Source organism: Streptomyces venezuelae (assembly GCF_008642355.1).
GTDB classification, from domain to species: domain Bacteria; phylum Actinomycetota; class Actinomycetes; order Streptomycetales; family Streptomycetaceae; genus Streptomyces; species Streptomyces venezuelae_B.
Window position 1 is genome coordinate 6756044 of sequence record NZ_CP029193.1, and the last position, 19419, is coordinate 6775462.

A 19419-nucleotide genomic window follows, 5' to 3' on the forward strand; every position below is an offset into this window, starting at 1 on the left:
CCAACCCCCCTCCTCAGTAACGGAACGGAGAACCATGGCCGGTGCACTGCTGCTGAGCGGCGCCGTCGCGGCGCTGTTCGGTTCGACTCTCCCCGCGCAGAACCCGACGACGATCCTCGATCCGCCCCCGGACAAGATCGTGATCGAGGTCGCCACGGTGAACGGGTCCGGCTGCCCCCAGGGCACCGCGGCCGTCGCCGTCTCCCAGGACAACACGGCGTTCACCGTGACCTACAGCGACTACCTCGCCAGGGCGGGCGGCGGCGCGGACCCCACCGCGTTCCGCCGGAACTGCCAGCTCAGCCTGATCGTGCACGTTCCCTCGGGCTTCACGTACGCGATCGCGAGCGCGGACTACCGCGGCTACGCCTCGCTCCAGCCCGGCGCCAAGGGCACAGAGAAGGCGTCGTACTACTTCCAGGGTTCGCCCCAGACGGCCGCGATCAGCCATGAGTTCAAGGGCGCCTACAACGACAACTGGCAGGCGACCGACACGACGGACTGGGCGCAGCTCGTGTGGGCGCCGTGCGGCGTGAAACGGAACTTCAACATCAACACGGAGCTGCGGGTCGACCTCGGGACGTCCGATCCCGCGAAGTCGAGCTTCATGACGATGGACTCGACGGACGGCGACATCAGCACGATCTACCACGTGGCGTGGAAGCAGTGCCCGCGCGCCTGAGTCCCGGCGTCGCCCCTTCGGGGGTGAACGAGTGGTGGAAGGTGAAGGCGTGTGGCGCGGGGGCGCCGTCCTGGAGGTACTCCAGGACGGCGACCCCGTCCCGCCAGGTGGGTATCGCCCCGTCGGCGACCCACCAGAACACGTGGTTCGGGTGCCCCGTCCTCTCGAACCAGTCGTAACGCCTGTTCAGCGCCGTGCGGTGCAGGCCGGTGTAGAGGGCGTCGAAGGCGGGGCGCACGTCCGTCCAGAGCGACAGGGTCGTGGCCAGCGCGGTGGTCTCCGGCGTGCGGCCCTTGTCGTACCAGCTCGGTACGGTGAACTCGCCCCACGCACCCCAGTCCGCCCCGAAGAGCTTGCCCCGGTCGTGGCCCGCCGGTTCCGCGTGCGCGAGGTATCCGGGCTGCCGGCTGATCTCCTGGTAGACGGTTCCGCCGATGTCGTAGAACTCGCGCGTCAGGGGTGAGGTGTCGGCGAGCGGTGACTTCAGGACGCCGAAGGTGTACAGAGCAAGCTGGGGCACGCGTCTCTCCCTGGTTGAAGACCAGGTGAAGGTAGCCGCCGCCGCGGGCTCTGTCGACGTTGCTTTTTACCGCTTCACATGCCCTCCGTGACGTTTGAGGTGGTCCCATACCTTTGCCGCTGCTTTGTGCGTGTCACCCTTCGGCCGGGTCGCCAGGCGTCCCGGGTTCTCGGTCCACGCCTCCTCCATCACGAACCAGTCGATCTTCTCGGGGGCGCGGTTCTCCGCGAGGGCGGCGCGCAGCTCCTTGAAGTACCGCTCCCAGCGCGACCGGTACAGGCCGCCCACGAGACCCGCCCACTCGCGGTTCGCGTAGTCGCGCAGGCCGGCCTCGGCACCGGAGCGCGTGCCCCACACGGTGAGCAGGGACAGCTGGTCGTACGCGAGCCGGTCCCGTTCCGCCGCGTCGGCGCCCCACGCGCGGGCGTCCGCGATCCAACGCCCCAGCAGATGACGGGAGTCGGTGGCCACGAGCCGTTCGAGCAGGTCCATCAGGGTCAGCCACTCGCGGGTGAGGCGGTCGAAGCGGGCGGCGTCCCCGGCGTCGTACGCCTCCTTGACGCGCGGCAGCAGGACGCGGCTGCGGTTGGAGAGCGCCTGCCGGGCGACGTCGAGCAGGTCGCGACGGTACGCGGACGAGTTCCGCAAGCCGGCCCGCACCGCCAGGAGTTCACCGAGCGCGGGCTCGAAGGCCGCCGCGTCGTACCGCAGCTTCTTCGGTGACCAGGCCGCCGCCGACTTCGCGGCGAGGTCGGGCCGGGCCCCGAAGAGACCGTCGGCGCCCTCGGCCCACTTGTCGGCGCGGGTCGTCCCGTAGGCCGTGCGGCGCAGGATGTCCCAGGCGGCCTCGGCGTGCGGGTCGGCGGCGCCGTACCGGGAGGCCGACCATTCCCGGAACCAGCTCTCCAGATCCAGGTCGCCGTCGCGCCAGGCGAGTTCCGAGAACAGCTCGAAGGCGGCGGGGTTGTTGTCGGCGGCCTCCGGCATGAGGGAAATGCCGCTGAGCGTGCTGCCCTTCTTCGTGCGCCACTTCTCGTACAGGGCCGCCCAGTCGGGGGTGTTGGCGCCCAGGGTCGTGTGGCCGCCGAAGTTCCAGATGGAGCCGAAGGTGTAGGGCGTCGAGCCCCAGTCGGATTCGCGGTCGGTGATGTGCGGGAAGCGGTCGGAGAGGCCGTCGACGACGAGCATCCGCTTCTTGTCGACTGCGTCGGTGATGGCTTTCGGCGGATTGTGCTGCCAGCCGAGGATCACCCAGGTGGCGTCGGGGTGCGCGGCCCGCAACGCCTTCTCGACGCCCTTCGCCGCGTCGCCGACGGGGACGTCGCCGGGCTTGCCGCCCTCGTGGAGCAGGTCCATCTTGTACATCGTGGTCGGGCCGTACAGCTCGTCCTGCGCGCGGTAGAACGCGGCGGCCACGCGCGCGAAATGGCCGGTGCGCGGATCCAGCCAGTCCGGCCGCGCGAAGCCGACCCAGTCGCCCTGCGGGACGGTCCGCGCGCCCGGGTTCTTCTTCTCGAAGTCCGGCGGCACGGTCCCGAACCAGCCCGGCAGGACCGGCGTCATGCCGAGGTCGCGCAGCCGGTCGCAGATGCGGCGCCCCAGGCGGGCGCGGGCGTCGAGCAGCTGCCGGGAGACGGGGTGCGGGAACGACGCCATGTTCTGCAGGAGCCACCACGGCTGGTGGGCGGGCCCCGGTATCCACGCCCGCAGTTCGGCGTCCGAGTACCCGAACTCCTGGAAGGCGCGATGGTAAACGGCGTCCGTGCCCGCGTACACGAGGACTTCGTTGTAGCCGTGGAGCGCGAACACGTCGATCTCGTGCTCCCAGTAGTCCCAGTCGTAGTAGGCGCCGGTGTATCCGTCGTTGGTGTCGTTGAGGACGAAGCGGTGCGGGGTGTTGGCCGCTCCGGTGAGTGGTTCGCCGGGTGCGGGGAGCCGGTCGGGGAGGTGGTCGGTGCGGCTGCCCGCCCAGGTGATGTCGGCGCGCGTGACGTGCTTCAAGTAGTGGCGTAAACCGGTGAGCTGCACGGCGGGGGTGGCGCCGGTGACGGTGATGCGACCGCGGCGGCCGGTGACCCGGAAGGAGTCCTCGGCGCCTGCCTCCTTGGGCGCGGTTCTGAACTCGATCTGGTTCCAGTGGCGGGGGAGCAGGCGCCGGGCGGCCTCGGCGGCGGCGCCGGAGGCGGGGGTGTGAGGGGCGGCGCCGTCAGCCGTCGTGCCGGAACAGGAGACGGCCGTGACACCGGCGGTCCCGGCGAGGCCGGTGAGGAAGGTGCGGCGGGGCAGGGGCATGCGGGCTCCGTCGGTCGGGTGATGCCACCGGAGCAACACCTGCCCGGTGAGTATGTGGCGAAACGGGTCTCAAGTCCCTCGGAACAGGGACTTCAGGCCACGTTCGTAAGGACCAACAGCGGGCACGTTGCCTCATCGGGGTTGGCAATGTTGATCGACGTCCGCCCCGACGGACCCGTGTGCCGACAGAGAGAGTGACTGAGAAGTGAGCGCGCCCGAAGCCCCAGAAACACCGGCAGCACCGGCTCCCGAAGCCGTGGCACGGCACCGGGCGCTCTTCCGGGCGATCCACCGCCGCAAGAACCCGCGCCTGCGCCAGACGGACATCACCGTCACCGAGGAGGCGCAGGTCAAGCGCGCGGTGAAGGCGACCGCGCTGGGCAACGCGATGGAGTGGTACGACTTCGGTGTCTACGCCTACCTCGCCGTCATCATCGGCAAGGAGTTCTTCCCCTCCGGGAACGACACCGCGCAGACCCTCTCCTCCCTGGCGACCTTCGCCGCGGCGTTCCTGGTGCGGCCCATCGGCGGCATGTTCTTCGGCCCGCTCGGCGACCGGGTGGGCCGCAAGAAGATCCTCGCCCTCACCATGATCATGATGTCGACGGCGACGCTGGCGATCGGCCTGATCCCGAGCTACGCGTCGATCGGCGTCTGGGCGCCGGTCCTCCTCGTCCTCTGCCGCATGGTGCAGGGCTTCTCGACGGGCGGCGAGTACGGGGGTGCCGCGACGTTCATCGCGGAGTACGCGCCCGACAAGCGCCGCGGTTTCTGGGGCTCGTTCCTGGAGTTCGGCACGCTCATCGGCTACACGGTCGCCGCGGTCCTCGTCACCGCCCTCACCGCGGGGCTCAGCGACGATGCCATGCAGTCGTGGGGCTGGCGCATCCCGTTCCTGGTGGCGTCGCCGCTCGGCCTCATCGGCCTCTACCTGCGGCTGAAGCTCGACGAGTCGCCCGCGTTCCAGAAGATGGAGGAGGCGGAGAGCGGTCCTGCCGCCGAGCGCGACAAGAAGTCGTTCAGGGAGTCCTTCTTCGGCCAGTGGCGCGCGATGCTGCTGTGCATCGCGCTGGTCGCGGCGTTCAACATCACCGACTACATGCTCCTGTCCTACATGCCGACGTACCTCACGCAGCTCGGCTTCGGCGAGACCGGCGGCCTGATGTCGATCGTCATCGTCATGCTGATCCTGATGGCGCTGATCAACTCCGTCGGCCGCCTCTCCGACCGCATCGGCCGCAAGCCGGTCCTGATGGCGGGCTCGGTGGGTTTCTTCGTCCTCGCCCTCCCCGCGTTCCTGCTGATCAAGCAGGGCGGGACGATCGCGGTCTTCGCGGGCCTGCTGATCCTGGGCCTCGCCCTGGTCTGCTACCTGGGCGTCATGTCCTCGTCGCTCCCGGCCCTCTTCCCGACGGACGTCCGCTACGGCTCCCTCTCCATCGGTTTCAACATCTCCGTCTCCCTCTTCGGCGGCACGACCCCGCTGGTCGTCGCCGCGCTGATCGGCGCGACCGGCAACGACCTGATGCCCGCGTTCTACACGATGCTCGCCGGACTCGTCGGCATCATCGCGGTCGCCGCGATGAAGGAGACGGCCCGCAAGCCGCTCGAGGGCTCGCCGCCGTCGGTGGCGACGGACGAGGAGGCGCGGGAGCTGGTGGAGTCGCAGCGGGTGTCCTGAGGCGGATGCCTCAGGGTTTTCCCCTCAGGATTCCTCCAGGGTGGCGATGGCCTCGGTCAGCCACGCCTTCTCCTCCGTGCCGGTGGCGCGGGCGATGCGCAGCATCCCCTGGCGGAAGAGGTCCGGTGCCTCTTCCGCCCGTACGGGTTTCCCGTCGCGGTAGAAGAAGCTGGCGGGGGTGGACAGGAACGCCTGCCTGCGGCGGAGCACGGCGGCCTGTTCGGCCGGTTCGGGAAGGTGGCGCAGGAACGCGAGGAGCGTGAAGAAGCGCTGCCCGTCGGTGATCTCCACGTCCTTGGGTTCGCGGAGGCGTGCGAGGAGCCGGGTGCGCCCGGCGTCGGTGAGGGAGAGGACCCGGCGAGGCGCGGCGCTGCTGCCGGGTTCGATGCGTTGGTCGACGTACCCGGCGCTCGTGAGCCGGCTGATCGCCGGGTAGAGCGCGCCGTCGCTCACGGGCCGGATGTGCCCGTTCAGGTCCTGGATACGGCCCTTGAGCTCGTACCCGTGCAGGGGCTCCTCGTACAGGAACCCCAGAATCGCCAACTCCAGCATGGTCGGCGCCCTTTCACCCTTGTCACCCTTGTGCGTTCCGTGCCCGTGATGCTATCTCTTTTCGCGATACCTCTTTTCGAGGTACGAGGGAGGGGGATGGGTCATGGGTCCGACGGAGCACCGGCGGCGGCTGGTGTCGCTCGCGCTACCGGTCTACGGGGAACTCCTCGCCGGAGTGACCGCCGGGATCATCAACATGGTCTGGGTGGCGGGACTGGGAGGGGCCGCGGTCGCCGCGGTGGCCGTCGCGACGAACGTCGAGAACGTGCTGCTCGGCGTGATCCTCATGGCCGGTTCCGGTACGACCGTGCTGGTGGCGCGTGCGCGGGGAGCGGGGGACTTGGTGGCGGAGCGCTCGGCCGTGCGGGGCGGCTGGGTGCTGTGGGCGCTGATCACCCCGGTGGTTGCGGTCGGCGGATACGTCTGCCGGGAGCCATTGGCCCGGTGGGTGCTCGGAGAGGACGGCGGCACCTCCGTACACCTCGCCACGCAGTACTTCGCGATCGCGCTGCCGGGCATGGCGGTCTACTTCGCCACGAACGTGGTCGACGGAATCCTCAAAGGCTCGGGGAACACGCGCACACCGATGCGGCTCGCCCTGCTGGCCAACGGATTGATCCTCGTCCTGGACCCGCTGCTCATCCTCGGCTGCGACCTGGGCGTGCGGGGCGCGGCGATCGCCACGGTATCCGGTCGCTCGGTGGCGCTGATCTGCGGCTTGTTGGTGTTGCGGCCGTCGCTCGGGCCGTCAGGCCTGGGGGTGCGGACTCTCCTCGCGGACGCGCGCCGGACGGCGGCGACAGGTCTGCCCATGTCTGCCGACTTCGTCGTCCGCATGACGGGCACGTTGGCGCTGGTCGGGGTGGTGGCCCGGGTCGGTGTGGACGAGGTCGCCGCGTACGGCATCGCGACGAAGGCGACGTACGTCGCGACGATGGCGTTCTACTCCGTCCGCCAGGCCGCCGCGATCCATACGGCGCATCTGCTGGGCGCGGGCCGGGACGAGCGGAGGGCCGTTGCCCGTGAGGCGCTACGGATCGCCGGTGCGGTCGGCGCGACGGCGGCGTTGGTGCTGCTCGCCGCCGCGCCCTTGGTCATGCGGGGGTTCGGGGCGGAGGGTGCGGTGGCGGACGCGGGCGTGTTGTACCTGCGATGCCTCGGTCCGTACCTGGTGCTGCTCGCCTGCTTCATCGGCGTGGCCGGAGTCTACGAGGGCGGTGGCAGCAGCCCGGCGTTGGCCCGCATCACGACGGGCGGTGTCGTGGTCCAACTGGTCCTGGCGTACGCCCTGTTGGACCACGGCCTACCCGGCATCTGTGGGGCCATGGCATGCGCGGTGGCTCTGCAATGCGCGGCGCTGACGCGCGTCAGCGGAGGGAGGCGTACGCGACGAAATCCGTCCAGGCGCGGGAGGACAGGGCGAGTTGGGGGCCATCGGGGTTCTTGGAGTCGCGTACGTGGAGGGTAGTGGGGCAGGGGGCGATCTCTACGCAGTCGTCTCCAGAGCCGCCGCTGTAGCTGGATTTGCGCCAGGTGAGCGCGACTTCCAGGCAGTCGCCGTCGCCGCTGCTGCTGTAGCTGCTCTTGAACCATGTCAGTTCGGGGGTGCCCATCATTCTCCTCGCATCCGCCTCAACAGGCCCACGGAGTCGTCGAACGAGAGAGCCTGTGCGCGCATCCTGGCATACCGCATCTGGAGAACACTGATCTCCTTCGGGGAGGAGATGAGTTGGCCACTCCGCTGCCCCTCGGAATAGGCAAACCACTGGTTCTCCGGCGTCTCCAGCAGTTGCACAGGCCCACCCAGTCCCGCATGGCTTTCCCTCACCACCGGCATGATCTGAAGCTCGATGTTCCGCCGCTCGGCGAGTCCGAGGACGTGGTCGATGAGTTCCATGGTGACTTCATGCCCGCCCATGTCGCGCAGGAACAAGTGTTCCTCAAGGATGAAGCTGTACGCCGTGTTCGGGCGCCCCGTGAGGAGTTGCTGGCGCTCGACGCGCGCCTCCAGTTGCGCCTCGATCTGGTCGTCGCCCAGTGGCGGAAGCTGATTGATGAACAGCGTCCGCGCATACGCCTCCGTCTGCAACAAGCCCGGAATCAACCGGCACTCGTACGTGGAGAGCGCGACCGCATCCTGCTCCAGCCGCGCCCACTGGCGGAACCAGGACGCCAACCCCCGCTGCCGCGACAGCTGGTTCGCCGCCAGCCTCAGCGTCCCGAATGCGTCCAGCGCCATCTCGCACTGGTCGACGAACCGGGGCGGCGGAAACCGGCGGCCCTGCTCGACGGAGGCGATGAAATGGGCCGAGTAGCCGATTTCGGGGGCCAGGGACTCCTGCGTGTACCCGGCGCGCTTGCGGAAGCTCTTCAGAACGGCACCGAAGGCTTTGAGGCCATCGGTCGGTTCGGGCTCATTACTGTTCGTCGTACTTGACGACATCACGGGTATCCCTGACGCTCGGCTATCGGTCTGCGCCAACGCGCCCATGCTCACGTTCCGTTACCCGTACTGTCCACCCTTCGCACTCGTACAATTACTCAGCGTACGAGTTTCGTGCCTGGTGCCCCGACCCCCTGAACAGCCACCGTTGCCGCCATGCCGACCCAAGCGCGCCCCGCCGCCGCACCCCGCACCTTCGCGCAACGCTTCAGTTCCACGCCCCGGGGTGCCCGCCTCGCGAGGAGGCTGACCAGGTATCACCTGGACGGCTGGGGCATCGCGTACGACACCGAACTCTCCGACGCCGCCGAGGCGATCGTCGCCGAGCTCGCGGCGAACGCCGTGACCCACGGTCGCGTACCGGGCCTCGACTTCGAGCTCGGCCTGACGCTGCGCGCCGACACGCTGCGTATCGAGGTCGCCGACGCCCGTGCGGACGTCGTCTCGCACGTCGCGCGCAAGTCCGGGGGCGCGGAAGGCGAGTCGGGGCGGGGGCTCGTGATCGTCGCCGCGCTCGCCACCGAGTGGGGCGTGGCCGGACGCAAGGTCGGCAAGACGGTGTGGGCCGAGCTCACCACGCAGGGCCACGAACGGAGTTAACCGCGCGTACATTCGGGCGGGGTGTTACCCGATGTGCCGCGTACGCCGCGCGGACACCGTCGGGCCCCAGTCTCACGCAAGATCCATCCGTTCCCGGAACGAGGAGACACCGCGTGACCAGACACTGTCCGACCCGTCGAACGATTGGTTCGGTCGTGCTCGCCATGACCACCGCCTTCGTGGCGGCCACCTCCACCGCCTCCGCCACCGCGACGGCCGCCGAACCGCTGCCCGGCATAACCCCCAGGGCCGAGACCCCTGTCCTGCACGACGACGACGCGGGCGGCAACGCCGACGCCGACGACCCGGCGATCTGGCGCAACACCGCCGACCCGGCGCGCAGCCTGGTGATCGCCACCGCCAAGGAAGGGGGCCTGCGCGCCTACGACTTGGACGCCCGGCCCGTCCAGTCCGTGGCCGCCCCGCCCGCCCAAGGGCCCGACGACGCGCCGGGCCGCTTCAACAACGTCGACCTCGTGCGCGGCCTGAAGCTGTCGTCCGGGGCCGCCGACCTCGCCGTCACCAGCGACCGGGGCCACGACAAGCTGCGCTTCTACCGGATCGACCGCGACCGGTCCGGCGGCCCCCTGACCGACGTCACCGACCCCGCCGCGCCGCGCGTCTTCTCCGCCGACCAGGACGAGGTCAACGAGCAGCGCACCGCGTACGGCCTCGCGACCTGGCAGGACAAGGCGAGCGGCCGTTCGTACGCCCTGGTCAGTCAGCGCGAACGCACCGGCGTCGCGCTCCTCGAACTGCTCCCGGCGAGCGGCGGCAAGGTCACGTACCGCAAGGTCCGTACGCTGGACCTGCCGTCCTCGTTCCGGCTGCCGAACGGCACGACGTGGAGCCCGTGCGCCGAACCTGGCGAACTCCCGCAGGTCGAGGGCATGGTCGTCGACCCGGCCAACGGCACGCTGTACGCCGGGCAGGAGGACGTCGGCATCTGGCGCATGCGCGCCGACCTGACCGGCAAGCCCGAACTCGTCGACAAGGTGCGGGAGTACGGCGTGCCCGGCGTCTACGACGAGGAGACGGAGGAGTGCGAGGCCGGCGCCGACCCCGGGTACGGCGGCAAGCGCGTCACCGCCGACGTGGAGGGGCTCACCCTCGTCCATGAGGAGGACGGGGACGGGTATCTCCTCGCCTCCAGCCAGGGCGACAACACCTTCGCCGCGTACGACCGCGAACGGAGCGACCGCAACGAGTACGAGGGTGGCTTCCGGGTCACTCCCGCGGGCGGTGCGCTCGACGGGTCGGAGGAGTGCGACGGCGCGGCAGCGCTGAACGAGCCGCTCGGCTCGAAGTACCCGAACGGCCTTCTCGTCGTCCAGGACGGCCACGACGCGCCCGGCGACGGCGACCGCCCCGCCACGAACTTCAAGTTCGTCGACCTCGGCAAGGTCATGAAGACGCTGGACGACTGAGCGCCGCCCGCTGCTCGGGTGTGAGCCGCACTCCCGGGTCGTATCCCGCCGCCTGCACGGCGCTGACGACGCGTGACGTCGGCCAGCCGAGGGCGGCGGCGAGCTCACCCGTGGTGAGGGGCCGGGCCGCGTGGAAGAGCGCGGCCAGTACCGTCAGCGCGTCCTCGACGGCCGCGGAGGTCGGCGGTCCCGTCATGCTCCGGTGAATCCCGGCGAAGAACGCGTGCATCGCGTTGAGCCGCGCCCCCGTGGGGGTGTCGGGCCCGAACAGGTCCGCACCCTCCCGGGCGGTCGCCGCACAGGCCGCGTTCTTGTGCGCGCTGGTCAGCCAGGCGCGCAGCCAGACCTCCTCGTCGATGACGTAGCGGTCGCGGCGCCCGCCGGGCTCGTGCTCGCGGGAGAGGACGTCGAGCCCTTCGAGGTACCCGACAGCCTTGGACACCGAGGCCGGGCTCACCTTCAGGCGCCGAGTGAGCTCCGCGGAGGTCTCGGCACCGGTCGGGGAGGTCACCAGGCACGCCAGCACTCTCGCGGCCGTGCGGGGCAGCCCCACGGCGATCAGCAGAGAGGCGAACTTGTCCACGTACGCCTGGACGGCGGCGGGGTCGGGATCGTGATCCAGCTCGGGCTCGGGCTCGGGTGCCGCGGGTCGTCGGGAAGGGGGCCGGTTGCGCCTGCGCCACGCGTCGGCGCGGTCGGCGTGCTCCGCGCGATAGGCGTCGGGGCCGCCGTTGCGGGCGACCTCCCTGCTCACGGACGAGGTCGCCCGTCCGAGCCGCCGGGCGATGGCGGCGTACGACAACTCCTCGGCAAGTCCCGCCTCGATGGCTCTCCGGTCCTCCGCCGACAGTCTTCCGCCGCCCATGTCCCCCCTAAGCGTTGCGTTAGCCCTCATCGGCAACGCTACGCGACCCCAAAAACCCGCCTGTTGCACGAAGTTGTCCGCCGTGTGCCGCTTCAGACGGACGCATGTGCAACGTAGCTTTCAGTTGTCGCGAAAGAAAGCAGGAGACCAAGCGCGACTGAAGAAACAGAAGAAACAGAAGAAACAACAGCGCGACAGACAGAACCAGGGGGGTCACATGGAAGACGCCACTAGCGTGGCGCACACCCGAGGTGGTGGCCACGCATCCGCCCAGCGCGTCCTCGACCGGGCCGTGCGGGAGGGGGGAGTGCCGGGCATCGTCGCCCAGGTCCGTGACCGCGGCGGCAACTGGTACGGCACGGCGGGGGACGCCGACACGCGGACGCGGCGGGTGCGGGGGCACGACGACAGGTTCCGGATCGGCAGCATCACGAAGACGTTCGTCGCCGCGGTGCTCCTGCAGCTCGTGGGCGAGCGCAGGCTGACACCGCGGGACACCGTGGAACAGTGGCTGCCAGGCGTGCTCCGGGGGAACGGGCACGACGGCACCACCATCACCGTGCGGCAGCTCCTCGACCACACCAGCGGGATCTACAGCTACACGCACGACCAGGCGGCGCTGAGCAAGCAGGAGACGTACACGCCCGCGGACCTCGTCGGCATCGCCCTGTCGCACCCCGCGGACTTCCCTGCGGGCACGGGCTGGGCGTACTCCAACACGAACTACATCGTCGTCGGAATGCTCATCGAGCGGGTGACGGGCCGGACGCTCGCGGAGGAGCTCGCCGACCGCGTCGTCCGCCCGCTCGGCCTGAAGGGAACGTCCCTGCCACCGCCGGCCGACAGGTCCCTCCCGAAGCCCCACGCACACCACTACACCAAACTGTTCTCAACCGACCCGGACGCGCCGGTCCACGACGTCACGGAGCTGGAGGCGAGCCCGTACTGGGCGGCGGGCGGCATGATCTCCACCGTCGACGACCTGACCAAGTTCTTCTCCGCCCTCCTCGGCGGCCGTCTTCTGCGCCCCGAGCAGCAACGGGACCTGCTCACGATGGTGCCGACCAGAGACTGGCTCCCCCGCACCACGTACGGCGCCGGAATCTCCCGCCTGCTCCTGCCCTCCGGCACGGCGGTCTGGGGAATGGGCGGCGCCCTCTTCGGCTCCTGGTCGTACGTCTACGGCACACGCGACGGCACGCACATGCTCGCGGTGAACATCAACGCGGACTGGGCGACGGGCCACTGGGAGGACCCGATCGGCATCTTCAACGACCTCCTGGAGACGGAGTTCAGCTACGGCTGCGCCCTGGGCTTCGCGTCGGCCTGACGCGACTGCCCCGTACCGCTCCGCCCCGGGCGGGGCGGAGCGGTCGTGCGGAAGCGGGTGTCAGTCGAACGGGACGGCGTCCGCCGCGTCGGCGTGCCAGTTCGTGCTCTTCGGCTTGTCGATCAGGGTCGTGCTGGGGAGGCGGACGTCGGTGGCGTTCGCCTCGTCACCGGCGACGGCGATCGCCATCCGGTCGAACTCCGCGCCGAAGTCGTCGTTGGTCGACTTGGGGTTGATGCCGGCGTACGCGGCCTTGGTGCCGGACACCTTGACGCTGTCGGTGACGGCCTGTTCGGCGGGGGTGACCTGCCGGTCGGGGTGCGAGCCGAAACCGGCCGAGGGGAACGTGCCCTCCAGGTAGCAGGTGATGCCGGGCCTGGCCTTGGCGGTCACGAGCAGGTAGCCGCCGGCCTGCGTCTTCTCGGTGACCTTGAAGGTGAGATCGTTGGTCCCGCAGACCTGCTCGACGGGGGCCTTCGACTGCCCCCCGACGGCGAGCGCGGTACCGGCGGCGGTGGTGGCGAGGGCGGCGGCGGCCACGGCGGTCAGGACCAGACGGGCGGGGCGGGCGGCGAGACGCGAACGCATTGGTTGCTCCATGGGTGCGGTGAGTGGTGGCTCGTGAGTGGTTCGTCCGGCGAGCCGCTCGGACGATCCACAGCCTGGGCCGTGATCCGTCCCGGCCGCCAGCACCCACCTGCGAAACGGGACGCCGGAACGCGAGAACAGTCTCTGACCAGCACAAACGCCGTCACCCTGGAACGAGGGACTGGGACGAACGGGCTACCGCGAGGCGACCGGGACGACTCCTCAGACATCCGCGACGTGTACGCGCTCGCCCTGCTGCCCGTAGAGGGCGATCGTCTCCGCCGGGATGTCGTCCCGCGCGTTGCCGATCCAGTGCGGCGTCGCCGTGTCGAACTCCGCCGCCTCACCCGCCGTCAGCTCCGTGCGGGTGTCGGTCAGGACGAGCTGGACCGTCCCGTTGAGTACGTAGAACCACTCCCGGCCGGGGTGCACGTGGAAGCGCGGCGGCGGGAGCTGCGACACGGGCGGGTAGATCACCTTGTACGCGCGCATCCCGCCCGTCTTCACCCCGAGCGGCACGAACGTCAGCCCGTCCTTGCGGAAGGGGCGCAGATGGACCCGCGGATCGCCGGTGGCCGGCGCCGCGACGAGTTCGTCGAGCGGCACGGCGTAGGCGCGGGCGAGGGGGAGGAGCTGCTCAAGCGTCGGCCGGATGTGACCGCGTTCGAGCCGGGAGATGGTGCTCGGCGTGAGGCCCGTGCGCTCCGCGAGCGTGGCGAGAGTGAGGCCGAGCGCCTTGCGGAACCCCCGCAGTCGCGGCCCGACGTTCTCCAGTACGGCCTGGTCATCGGTCACAGCGGTCGGCACCTTCCTCCCGGTCATGAGGTGTCTGCGTGTCGACCGTCCCACCGCCCGCGCCCCACTCCAACTCCCGCGCCCGCAGCCCCGCCTGGAAACGGGACGTCGCGCCGAGCGCCGTCATGAGGTCGGCCACGCGCCTGCGGTACGTACGCAACGACATGCCGAGCCCGCGCGCCGTCACCTCGTCCGTGTGCCCGGCGCTCAGCGCCCGCAGGACCCGGCGCGCCTCCTCGCTCAGCGCGGGCGGGCGCGCCCTGCGGAACTCGTCGAGGTCGACGGCGGTCTCCCACGCCGCGTGCACCAGCGTCCTGACGCCCTCGACCGCGACCGGCGTCCGGATCACCGTGAACGTACGCACCCCCTGGACCGGCGCCCCGGCCAGGATCGCCACACGCCGGTCGATGACGATCGCCTCGTGGGCGAGCGGCGCCGCCGAAATGCGCACCTGCACGCCGGATTCGGCGATCCGGACGAGCCGCGCCTCCGACCGGGCGTCCGCCAACGCGCGCGGCGTGTACAGCTTGCGCATCGTCAGACCGCCCGGCGTGACCGGCGGCCGACGGCCCCCGGCGAACGCGGCGTTCACGCCCGGCGAGAAGGTCACGAGGTCCGCCGCGGCGCACAGGAACTCCTCGCGGGCCCCGGTGATGAGCTCACCGGCCCGCCGCACCAGTTCCCGCTCGCCCCGCAGCGACACGATCTGATCCGTGCTGGACGTGTTCGATGTGCTCGTTGTGTTCGATGTGCTCGGCATGGTGGGGGCAGTCTGGCAGCAAGTGGCCACGTGATCGCGTGCGGGAGGCGCACATCGCAGGATCTGCCCCATGACAACCACGGAGAACACCGGCGCAGACCCGCATGCGAGTGCGGACGGATTCCCCGCCGCCTCGGCCGGCTCCCACCTCCTCGGCGGCGACCGCCCCGTCCACCGCATGGGCTTCGGCGCCATGCGTCTGCCCTCCGCCGGCTGGGACGGCCCCGCGCACGACCCCGAGCGGGGCATCGCCGTGCTGCGCCGCGCCGTCGAGCTCGGCGTGAATCACATCGACACGGCCGCCTTCTACTTCTACGGGGACATCGCGGCCAACGACCTCATCCGCAAGGCCCTCCACCCCTACTCCGACGACCTGGTCATCGCCACGAAGGTCGGCCCCGGCCGCCTCCCCGACGGCAGCTGGATGGACCCCGCCGACCCGGCGGAGCTGCGCGCCGCCGTCCACCGGAACCTGCGCGAGCTGGGCCGGGACCACCTCGACCTGGTCTACCTCCGCTTCCTGCGGACCGACGGGCCGGGCGGCGACCGGTTCGCCACGCTGGCGGCCCTGCGCGACGAAGGCCTCATCCGCCACCTCGGCGTCAGCAACGCGACACCCGGACAGTTCGCGGAGGCGAGCGCGATCGCGACCGTCGCCGCGGTCCAGAACAGGTTCAGCCCGCTGGCACGCGACCACGCGGAACTGGTCGACCTGTGTGCCGCGCGGAACATCGCGTACGTCCCGTACTTCCCCTTCGGCGGCGCCGGAGCGCCCGACCTCTCGGCGCTCCGGCATGTGGCCGACCGGCACGGCGCCACCCCCGCACAGGTCACCCTGGCGTGGCTGCTCGCCCTCTCCCCGTCGATGCTCGCGATCCCCGGCACGTCGTCGCCGGACCACCTGGCGGAGAACGTGGCGGCGGCTGCGCTCCGGCTCGACGCCGATGACCTCGCGGAACTGGACGCGCTCGGCGAGCACGCGTGCCGGGCGTCGCCGGGCAGGCGGGACCTTCGACACAGGCCCTAGGTCACCAGACCTCTTCCACCCACTCCGGGTGGTCGATGAACGGGTTCCTGTTGTGCTGGAACTTGTCGAAGATGACCTGGTTGCGGTTCTTCTCGAACGCGTCCGGCGGGTCCTCGTCGCTCCACTGCTTCAGGACGGAGAGCCGGCCGATGGCGGGCGCGCTGCCGTTGTCCACCCGGTCGTTGGGCTCCAGGTCGGGGAAGCTGTCCTCGCCGTCGTAGCGGACCGCCATGTAGAGGATCATGCGGGCCACGTCGCCCTTGACCGCGTCGCGTGGCTCGAAGGAGTCGCCGTCGGTGAGGTTGCCGGGGGCTCCCTGGACCGCGCCGCCGCCGTTGTCGAAGTCCTTGTTGCCACGGATGCTGTTGACCGTGACGTCCTCGGGACGAAGGTGGTGGACGTCGGTGCCGGGGCCGGTCGCCGTGCCGAAGTCCCCGTGGGACTTCGCCCAGACGTGCTCGCGGTTCCAGTCGCCCTGGTCGCCGCCGCTGCTGCTCTTGCTCCGCGAGGTGCCGGAGTAGAGCAGGATCACGTTCGAGCTGTTGGCCGGGTCCTCGTCCGTGGTCTTGAGGGCGTTCCAGACCTGGTCGTACGAGAGCTTGGTCTGCTTGCTGATGATCGTGTGCAGCGCGGACTTCAGCTCGGGGCCTGTCTTGCCGAGCGCGTCCTTGTAGTACGTGTCGTCATAGGCGCCGACAGCCGCGGGGGCCGGGGCGGGCGTGGGGGAGGGGGTGGCCGTGGCGGTGGCCGGCACGGTGATGCCGGCGAGGACCGCGGCCGCGGTCAGGGCCAGGGGTTTCCAGCGGCGTACGCGCGGGACGGGCATGTGGGGGTGTGTCCTTTCCCGTGGGCCTCGCGCGCCGCCCACCCGAACCCGACGGGCGTGCGGTCTACGCGAGTTGACTACTCAACCATCGGGAGAGTGGCACGGATGTGCGTACGACTGTGTGAACGTATCGAGGTGGTTGGGTGGCGATGTCATGTACACGAAGGAGGAGGGGAGCGATCGGGCCGCCTTTCGTGGCCGCTGCCTGCCGCTACAGCCCCAGCACCGCCGCGTCCACCGCCAGTGCCCTGAAGTACTCGCGCGGATCCGCCACCAGCCGCCGCTCCTTGAGGTCGAGCAGCCCTCCGACGGAGGAGACCGTCGCGGCGACCGTCCCGTCGGCCTTAGTGATCGTCTGCTCGACGCCGAACGTCTTGCGCTCGCCCCACACGAACACGCAGCTCACCGACGTCTCGTCACCCGCGAGGAGTTCGCTCCGGTAGCGGACCGTCGTCTCCAGGACCACCGGGCCGACGCCCTTGTCCAGGAGGTCGGTCTGGGCGATGCCGGCCGCGCGCAGCAGCGACCAGCGGGCGTGCTCGGCGTACTGCAGGTAGACGGCCTGGTTGAGATGGCCCTGCGTGTCCGTCTCGTACCCACGGACGCCGACACTCACGGAGTAGGGCTCTGTCACGGTGTTCCCTTCGCTGGACCGGTCTTCATCGGGCTCGCTCGCTGCGTTCAACTCGGCCGACCTGTACGGCATTCCGCCGCTCACACCCGCCGCGGCGACGCCAGTACACAGCGCCCGCCCCCGCGCGGCTCCGCGTGCTCACTGGTCTGCCAGCCCGCCCGTTCCAGGGCGGCGGCACACGCCCGTATGCCCTCCGGTGTCGGTTCGCGGACGGCGACGGCCTCCGGCTGCGGAGTGGGGGAGACCCGGTAACCCGGTCGGTCGGGGTCCGCGGGGCGGCAGCCCGCCGCCTCCAGGGCGAGGGCCGCCGCCTGCACCAGGTGCGCGCGTTCCCACGCGCAAGGTCGGTCGCGCGCGGCGTCCGGGTTCGTCATGCGGCGCAGTTCGACCAGCCCCTCCCAGGCGCTGCGGACCTCACGCACGCGGGCCGGGCCCTCCGCGCCGGTCCGTTCCGTCTCCGTGCCGGTGCGCGCGGCGAAGACACCGGACTCGGCGGGCGGCGCGGGTGGTGGTTCCGGGGCGGGAGACGCGGGGGCGGCGGCCTCGTCGCGTACGCGATGGCCCGCCGGCGTCAGGAAGCACGCGTGCGGCGGCCGGGGATGGCGGAAGGCGAGACGCGCCCGCACCAGGGCCTGCAGCTGGGCCTCGGTGCCGGAGAGGCGGCCCGTCCGCGGGTCCGCGGCCTCGATGATCCGTCGCTGAGCAGCTGTCGGAGGCTTCACCGCGCGCACCCCTTCCCCGGGCCGGTTCCGTCGACGGGTTCGTCAACTGGTACCGATGGTGCCCTGCGCCACTGACATCAGGAGTTCGAGGACGCGTCGGTCCTCGGCCGCGTCCGCCCGCTCCCCGGGAGTGCCGGGATACGTGTCCAGGAGGACGTCCGTCGCGCCCAGACCGGCCAGCGTCTCCAGGTCGCCGCGGATCTGGCCGACGCTGCCGTGACCCAGCGGACGCTCCGGAGTGTCCGGCTGCTCGCCGACGCGGATCTGCAGGCGCGGCGCCAGGCCCGGCACGGGCCGCCCCGCCGCCTCCGCCTCCGCGGCGATGCGGGGCAGCGCCTCGTCGAGCAGGGCCCGGCTCGGCATGAACGGGTGCCAGCCCTCGCCCAGGCGGGCCGCACGGCGCTGCGCCGCGGGGGAGTTGCCGCCTACCCAGACCGGCAGCGGGCTGCTCGCGGGGGCGGGTGCGGTGCGTACACCGTCGTACGAGACGTACGTGCCGTGGAAGGACGTCGGGTCCTCGCGCCAGGCGGCGCGGATCGCCGTCAGGTACTCGTCGGTGATCGCGCCGCGCTCGCGGAAGGGCACGCCGAGCACCTCGTACTCGGCCGCCGACCAGCCGACCCCGGCACCCAGGATGAACCCGGCGTCGTTGAGCCGGTCGATGTTGGCGGCCATGCGCGCGGTCTGCAGGGGGTGCCGGTACGGGACGACCGTGATGGTCGTCCCGAGCCGCAGCCCCGGCACCCGGCCCGCGAGGTACGCGGCGAGCACGAACTGGTCGTAGAACGGCGCCGGATAGACCTCGTGGACGTCGGGCGTCACCGCTATGTGGTCGGAGATCATCGCGAACCCGAACCCGAGGTCACGGGCGTCGGTCGCCTGCCGGAGCAGCGAGTCGGGGGTCGTGCCGGAGCCGAAGTTGAGGAGGTTCACGCCGTATCGCATGACCGCAGTCTTGATGATCATCGTGACGTGTGTCGAATGCCGTCACAGCGACGGACGGCGGCGTCACTTCACCAGTTGCGGGCGCAGGTTCCAGCTCGCCACCACGTGCCGCCGGTGCTCCGTGCTCAGCCGGCTCACCGTGCCGGTGGCCAGCAGGAACATCGAGCCGCCCGACGCGGGCAGGCCCAGGCGGCGGGCGGTCAGGACGCGCAGGAAGTGACTGTGCGCGAAGAGGACCACGCTGCCCTCGTTGTCGGCGAGCGCCGCGTCCACCTTCGCCAGCATGCGGTCGGCGCGCTCGCCCACCTGCTCCGGGCTCTCCCCGGGGTGCTCGGGCGGGCCGAGCGCGACCCCGTCCGTGAACAGGTACCAGTCGGGCCGGGTGCGGTGGATCTCGACGGTCGTGACGCCCTCGTACGCGCCGTACTCCCACTCGCTCAGGTCCGGGTCCACCCGCGCGTCACCGAACCCGGCGAGTTCCGCGGTCTCCCGCGAGCGCTGCCGCGGGCTCGTGAACGCCGCCCCGATCCGGAACCTGCTGATGAGCGGGGCCAGCGAGCGGGCCTGCTCCCTGCCGTTGTCGGTGAGGGGGATGTCCGTCCAGCTGGTGTGCTGCCCCGACAGGGACCACTCCGTCTCGCCGTGCCGGACGAGGAGCAGATCACCCATGATCGCGCCGTTCCTGTTCTCCCGGTGGTGGCGGGCCGTCCGGCACCGCCACCACCGAGCC

21 protein-coding genes are annotated in these 19419 nt (G+C 70.8%); 7 read left to right on the forward strand and 14 right to left on the reverse strand.

Translation table 11 applies throughout. The features are described from left to right. The first annotated feature begins 34 nt into the window (after positions 1-34). A complete protein-coding gene (locus DEJ47_RS30880) occupies positions 35-682 on the forward strand; it encodes a DUF4360 domain-containing protein (RefSeq protein ID WP_150173765.1) in 648 nt (215 codons plus the stop codon). Here the strand turns inward: DEJ47_RS30880 and DEJ47_RS30885 are convergent. Beyond that, entirely contained in the window at positions 636-1202 is a 567-nt protein-coding gene (locus tag DEJ47_RS30885) for a DUF3291 domain-containing protein (protein WP_150173768.1), read from the reverse strand. The genes DEJ47_RS30880 and DEJ47_RS30885 overlap by 47 nt on opposite strands. Before the next feature lie 66 nt (positions 1203-1268). Next, a complete protein-coding gene (locus DEJ47_RS30890; RefSeq protein WP_150173770.1) occupies positions 1269-3494 on the reverse strand; it encodes an alpha-N-acetylglucosaminidase in 2226 nt (741 codons plus the stop codon). A gap of 205 nt (positions 3495-3699) precedes the next feature. On the opposite strand from DEJ47_RS30890, the gene proP reads away from it, so the two are divergent. Beyond that, entirely contained in the window at positions 3700-5175 is a 1476-nt protein-coding gene (gene proP / locus DEJ47_RS30895) for a glycine betaine/L-proline transporter ProP (RefSeq protein ID WP_150173772.1), read from the forward strand. 24 nt (positions 5176-5199) lie between these two features. Here the strand turns inward: proP and DEJ47_RS30900 are convergent, their stop codons facing one another. Then, positions 5200-5727 carry a PadR family transcriptional regulator gene (locus DEJ47_RS30900; RefSeq protein ID WP_150173774.1) on the reverse strand — a complete coding sequence of 176 codons (528 nt, stop codon included), beginning with the start codon at positions 5725-5727 and terminating at the stop codon, positions 5200-5202. Between the two features lie 103 nt (positions 5728-5830). Between DEJ47_RS30900 and DEJ47_RS30905 the strand changes: the two genes are divergently transcribed. Next, positions 5831-7195, forward strand: coding sequence for an MATE family efflux transporter (locus DEJ47_RS30905; protein WP_150173776.1), 1365 nt, complete (start codon positions 5831-5833; stop codon positions 7193-7195). On the opposite strand, the gene DEJ47_RS30910 is transcribed toward DEJ47_RS30905, so the two are convergent. Together DEJ47_RS30910 and DEJ47_RS30915 are read right to left on the reverse strand one after the other, a co-directional pair. Then, entirely contained in the window at positions 7095-7340 is a 246-nt protein-coding gene (locus tag DEJ47_RS30910) for a DUF397 domain-containing protein (RefSeq protein WP_150173778.1), read from the reverse strand. The two genes, DEJ47_RS30905 and DEJ47_RS30910, sit on opposite strands and share 101 nt — an antisense overlap. After that, positions 7340-8170 (reverse strand): helix-turn-helix domain-containing protein, encoded by an 831-nt coding sequence (locus DEJ47_RS30915; RefSeq protein WP_150173780.1) that lies wholly within the window; start codon positions 8168-8170, stop codon positions 7340-7342. The genes DEJ47_RS30910 and DEJ47_RS30915 overlap by 1 nt, the downstream gene beginning before the upstream one ends. Positions 8171-8326: 156 nt before the next feature. Here DEJ47_RS30915 and DEJ47_RS30920 point away from each other — a divergent pair, with 156 nt between their 5' ends. Continuing rightward, positions 8327-8770: an ATP-binding protein gene (locus DEJ47_RS30920; protein WP_150173782.1), complete on the forward strand. Its 444-nt coding sequence runs from the start codon at positions 8327-8329 to the stop codon at positions 8768-8770. Positions 8771-8934: 164 nt separating this feature from the next. Then, on the forward strand, positions 8935-10197 hold the full coding sequence (locus DEJ47_RS30925) for a phytase (protein ID WP_150175976.1): 1263 nt from the start codon (positions 8935-8937) through the stop codon (positions 10195-10197). Here the strand turns inward: DEJ47_RS30925 and DEJ47_RS30930 are convergent. After that, entirely contained in the window at positions 10175-11062 is an 888-nt protein-coding gene (locus DEJ47_RS30930) for a GbsR/MarR family transcriptional regulator (RefSeq protein WP_150173784.1), read from the reverse strand. The genes DEJ47_RS30925 and DEJ47_RS30930 overlap by 23 nt on opposite strands. A 217-nt stretch (positions 11063-11279) precedes the next feature. Here DEJ47_RS30930 and DEJ47_RS30935 point away from each other — a divergent pair, with 217 nt between their 5' ends. Next, a complete protein-coding gene (locus DEJ47_RS30935; protein WP_150173786.1) occupies positions 11280-12392 on the forward strand; it encodes a serine hydrolase domain-containing protein in 1113 nt (370 codons plus the stop codon). 60 nt (positions 12393-12452) lie between these two features. On the opposite strand, the gene DEJ47_RS30940 is transcribed toward DEJ47_RS30935, so the two are convergent. From DEJ47_RS30940 to DEJ47_RS30950, 3 genes are all read right to left on the reverse strand, one after another. Next, a complete protein-coding gene (locus DEJ47_RS30940) occupies positions 12453-12980 on the reverse strand; it encodes a DUF4232 domain-containing protein (RefSeq protein ID WP_150173788.1) in 528 nt (175 codons plus the stop codon). A 222-nt stretch (positions 12981-13202) separates the two neighbouring features. Further along, positions 13203-13802, reverse strand: a complete 600-nt coding sequence (locus tag DEJ47_RS30945; protein WP_150173790.1) for a helix-turn-helix domain-containing protein — start codon at positions 13800-13802, stop codon at positions 13203-13205. Next, positions 13765-14535 (reverse strand): helix-turn-helix transcriptional regulator, encoded by a 771-nt coding sequence (locus tag DEJ47_RS30950; RefSeq protein WP_190415655.1) that lies wholly within the window; start codon positions 14533-14535, stop codon positions 13765-13767. Before DEJ47_RS30950 ends, DEJ47_RS30945 begins: the two co-directional genes overlap by 38 nt. Positions 14536-14605: 70 nt before the next feature. Between DEJ47_RS30950 and DEJ47_RS30955 the strand changes: the two genes are divergently transcribed. Then, positions 14606-15562: an aldo/keto reductase gene (locus tag DEJ47_RS30955; protein ID WP_150173792.1), complete on the forward strand. Its 957-nt coding sequence runs from the start codon at positions 14606-14608 to the stop codon at positions 15560-15562. 1 nt (position 15563) lies between these two features. Here DEJ47_RS30955 and DEJ47_RS30960 read toward each other — a convergent pair whose 3' ends face one another. From DEJ47_RS30960 to DEJ47_RS30980, 5 genes are all read right to left on the reverse strand, one after another. Beyond that, positions 15564-16388 (reverse strand): endonuclease I family protein, encoded by an 825-nt coding sequence (locus tag DEJ47_RS30960; RefSeq protein ID WP_150173794.1) that lies wholly within the window; start codon positions 16386-16388, stop codon positions 15564-15566. Positions 16389-16599: 211 nt separating this feature from the next. Further along, positions 16600-17022, reverse strand: a complete 423-nt coding sequence (locus DEJ47_RS30965; RefSeq protein WP_150173796.1) for an acyl-CoA thioesterase — start codon at positions 17020-17022, stop codon at positions 16600-16602. A gap of 80 nt (positions 17023-17102) precedes the next feature. Then, positions 17103-17744 (reverse strand): hypothetical protein, encoded by a 642-nt coding sequence (locus DEJ47_RS30970; protein WP_161235379.1) that lies wholly within the window; start codon positions 17742-17744, stop codon positions 17103-17105. 42 nt (positions 17745-17786) lie between these two features. Further along, positions 17787-18710 carry a TIGR03619 family F420-dependent LLM class oxidoreductase gene (locus tag DEJ47_RS30975; protein WP_223828557.1) on the reverse strand — a complete coding sequence of 308 codons (924 nt, stop codon included), beginning with the start codon at positions 18708-18710 and terminating at the stop codon, positions 17787-17789. Between the two features lie 42 nt (positions 18711-18752). Beyond that, a complete protein-coding gene (locus DEJ47_RS30980) occupies positions 18753-19358 on the reverse strand; it encodes a histidine phosphatase family protein (protein WP_150173800.1) in 606 nt (201 codons plus the stop codon). Positions 19359-19419: the final 61 nt, after the last annotated feature.

What these genes read in the sequence shown, in the direction of transcription:
- DEJ47_RS30880 (WP_150173765.1), top strand. Translation starts at nt 35, where the DNA reads ATGGCCGGTGCACTGCTGCTGAGCGGCGCCGTCGCGGCGCTGTTCGGT.
- DEJ47_RS30890 (WP_150173770.1), bottom strand. Translation starts at nt 3,494, where the DNA reads ATGCCCCTGCCCCGCCGCACCTTCCTCACCGGCCTCGCCGGGACCGCC.
- DEJ47_RS30900 (WP_150173774.1), bottom strand. Translation starts at nt 5,727, where the DNA reads ATGCTGGAGTTGGCGATTCTGGGGTTCCTGTACGAGGAGCCCCTGCAC.
- DEJ47_RS30905 (WP_150173776.1), top strand. Translation starts at nt 5,831, where the DNA reads ATGGGTCCGACGGAGCACCGGCGGCGGCTGGTGTCGCTCGCGCTACCG.
- DEJ47_RS30910 (WP_150173778.1), bottom strand. Translation starts at nt 7,340, where the DNA reads ATGGGCACCCCCGAACTGACATGGTTCAAGAGCAGCTACAGCAGCAGC.
- DEJ47_RS30915 (WP_150173780.1), bottom strand. Translation starts at nt 8,170, where the DNA reads ATGTCGTCAAGTACGACGAACAGTAATGAGCCCGAACCGACCGATGGC.
- DEJ47_RS30920 (WP_150173782.1), top strand. Translation starts at nt 8,327, where the DNA reads ATGCCGACCCAAGCGCGCCCCGCCGCCGCACCCCGCACCTTCGCGCAA.
- DEJ47_RS30925 (WP_150175976.1), top strand. Translation starts at nt 8,935, where the DNA reads ATGACCACCGCCTTCGTGGCGGCCACCTCCACCGCCTCCGCCACCGCG.
- DEJ47_RS30930 (WP_150173784.1), bottom strand. Translation starts at nt 11,062, where the DNA reads ATGGGCGGCGGAAGACTGTCGGCGGAGGACCGGAGAGCCATCGAGGCG.
- DEJ47_RS30935 (WP_150173786.1), top strand. Translation starts at nt 11,280, where the DNA reads ATGGAAGACGCCACTAGCGTGGCGCACACCCGAGGTGGTGGCCACGCA.
- DEJ47_RS30940 (WP_150173788.1), bottom strand. Translation starts at nt 12,980, where the DNA reads ATGCGTTCGCGTCTCGCCGCCCGCCCCGCCCGTCTGGTCCTGACCGCC.
- DEJ47_RS30945 (WP_150173790.1), bottom strand. Translation starts at nt 13,802, where the DNA reads ATGACCGGGAGGAAGGTGCCGACCGCTGTGACCGATGACCAGGCCGTA.
- DEJ47_RS30950 (WP_190415655.1), bottom strand. Translation starts at nt 14,535, where the DNA reads ATGCCGAGCACATCGAACACAACGAGCACATCGAACACGTCCAGCACG.
- DEJ47_RS30955 (WP_150173792.1), top strand. Translation starts at nt 14,606, where the DNA reads ATGACAACCACGGAGAACACCGGCGCAGACCCGCATGCGAGTGCGGAC.
- DEJ47_RS30960 (WP_150173794.1), bottom strand. Translation starts at nt 16,388, where the DNA reads ATGCCCGTCCCGCGCGTACGCCGCTGGAAACCCCTGGCCCTGACCGCG.
- DEJ47_RS30975 (WP_223828557.1), bottom strand. Translation starts at nt 18,710, where the DNA reads ATGATCATCAAGACTGCGGTCATGCGATACGGCGTGAACCTCCTCAAC.
- DEJ47_RS30980 (WP_150173800.1), bottom strand. Translation starts at nt 19,358, where the DNA reads ATGGGTGATCTGCTCCTCGTCCGGCACGGCGAGACGGAGTGGTCCCTG.